Annotated in this window: 2 protein-coding genes; both read right to left on the reverse strand. The window is 69.1% G+C overall.

Features of this window, described 5'->3' with window-relative positions; genetic code table 11:
• Window positions 1-178: 178 nt before the first annotated feature.
• A complete protein-coding gene (locus VN520_RS13255) occupies window positions 179-1,816 on the reverse strand; it encodes a cation acetate symporter (RefSeq protein ID WP_325747090.1) in 1,638 nt (545 codons plus the stop codon).
• Window positions 1,809-2,180 carry a DUF485 domain-containing protein gene (locus VN520_RS13260; RefSeq protein ID WP_325747091.1) on the reverse strand — a complete coding sequence of 124 codons (372 nt, stop codon included), beginning with the start codon at window positions 2,178-2,180 and terminating at the stop codon, window positions 1,809-1,811. Before VN520_RS13260 ends, VN520_RS13255 begins: the two co-directional genes overlap by 8 nt.
• Between the last annotated feature and the right edge of the window lie 189 nt (window positions 2,181-2,369).

A 2,369-nucleotide genomic window follows, 5' to 3' on the forward strand; every position in this document is an offset into this window, starting at 1 on the left:
GCCGTCCCCGTCGCTGCGGCCGCCGTCGACGCCCTGCTCCCCGAGGACGCCGCCGCACCCGCCACCGCTCCCGCCTGAAGAAGGACCCCGCTGCCCCCACGACTCGCAAGCTCGCCGCGGGTCCCTGCAGCGGGGCCGTACCGCGAGCTTGCGAGGAGGACGGGGTCCTTCCGCTCCTTCAGTGCTGGACGGCCTTCTCCGCTCCGATGCCGGTCAGCGACCGGACCTCGAGCTCGGCGTACTTGTCGACGTCCGGCCGCTCCTTGGAGAGCTTGGTGCCCAGCCAGCCGAGGAAGAACGACAGCGGGATGGAGACCAGGCCCGGGTTGTTGAGCGGGAACCAGGAGAAGTCGACGTCCTGGATCAGCGACGTGCTCTTCCCGGTGGCCTCGTTCACCGGCGCACCGGAGACGACCGGGGAGAACAGGATCAGCGTGACGCAGGCGATGAGCCCGCCGTAGATCGACCACAGCGCGCCCTGGGTGGTGAAGTTCTTCCAGAACAGCGTGTAGAGGATCGTCGGCAGGTTGGCCGACGCCGCCACCGCGAACGCCAGTGCCACCAGGAAGGCGATGTTCAGGCCCGCCTGCAGCGCCAGGATGCCCAGGCCGATCGAGATGGCACCGATGACGATGGACGTGATCCGGGCGACCTTGACCTCGGAGTCCGGCGACGCCTTCCCCTTCTTGACCACCGAGGCGTAGATGTCGTGCGCGAAGGACGCCGACGCGGTGATCGTCAGGCCGGCGACGACGGCCAGGATGGTGGCGAAGGCGACGCCGGAGATGATGCCCAGCAGCGCGGTGCCGCCCAGCTCGAAGGCCAGCAGGGGGGCCGCGGCGTTGACCGCACCCGGGGCGGCCAGGATCTCCTCCCGGCCCACGAGGGCGCCGGCGCCGTACCCGATCACCAGGCTGAAGATGTAGAAGATGCCGATCAGCCAGATCGCCACGACCACCGAGCGCCGGGCGTCCTTGGCCGTCGGCACGGTGTAGAAGCGCATCAGCACGTGCGGCAGGCCGGCGGTGCCCAGCACCAGCGCCAGGCCCAGGCTGATGAAGTCCAGCTTCGTCACGTTGGTCAGGCCGTACTGGGCGCCGGGCTCGGCGACCGCCTGGCCGCCGTTCTCGATCGCCCCGCCGATCAGCGAGGACAGGTTGAACCCGTACTTGCCGAGCACCCACACCGTCATCACGAAGGCGCCGGCGATCAGCAGCGTGGCCTTGATGACCTGTACGTACGTGGTGCCGCGCATGCCGCCGACGAGCACGTAGAAGATCATCAGCGCGCCGACGACGACGACGGTCGCGGCCTGCGCGGCCTCGCCGGTCACGCCGAGCAGCAGGGTGACCAGGCCACCGGCGCCGGCCATCTGGGCGAGCAGGTAGAAGAGGCTGACCACCAGGGTGGAGAGCGCGGCCGCGGTACGCACCGGCCCCTGCCGCATCCGGAAGGCCAGGACGTCGGCCATGGTGAAGCGGGCGGTGTTGCGCAGCAGCTCGGCGACCAGCAGCAGGGCCACCAGCCAGGCGACCAGGAAGCCGATCGAGTACAGGAAGCCGTCGTAGCCGTAGACGGCGATGGCGCCGGCGATGCCGAGGAACGAGGCGGCCGACAGGTAGTCACCGGCGATCGCCAGGCCGTTCTGGGTGCCGCTGATGTTGCGCCCGGCGGCGTAGAAGTCCGCGGCGCTCTTGTTGTTGCGGCTGGCCTTGAACGTGATCACCAGGGTGACCAGGACGAAGGCGCCGAAGATCGAGATGTTGACGGCCGGCTCGCCGATGGTGCCGGCGTCGGCGGCGAGCAGCTCAGCCACGGGGGGTCTCCTCACGGGAGCCGGCGAACTCGTGGGCCTCGAGCCGCTGGCGCATCTCGTCGGCGATCGGGTCGGTGGACCTCCCGGCGTGCCGGACGTAGAGCTGGGTGATCAGGAAGGTGGTCACGAACTGCCCGAGCCCCAGCAGGATCCCGATGTTGACGTTCCCGAAGACCTGCGTGGACATGAAGTCGTGCGCGTAGGTGGAGAGCAGCACGTAGAGCAGGTACCAGGCCAGGAACGCCACCGTCATGGGGACGGCGAAGCTGCGGAACCGGCGGCGCAGCTCGGTGAACTCCGGCGAGTCCTGCGCTTGGCGGTACTCCTCCGGGGTCAGCAGCTTGCGGTCGGTCGGTGGGGTCACTGGGCACCTCGCTGTGCGTTGCCTGGACGGTGATCGCGGTCACCCTAGGGTGCACTCAGCCACAATGACAGTGACCGTGTTCCGATAGTTACGGAACGACTTTCGGCCGACCCCTGCAGGCCACGTCGGTGCAACGCCGGGGAAACGGCGGGCTGGTGCACTGCTCCCATGGCCTCCTCCTCGACCGTG

The organism is Streptomyces sp. (assembly GCF_035563135.1).
GTDB lineage: Bacteria > Actinomycetota > Actinomycetes > Streptomycetales > Streptomycetaceae > Streptomyces.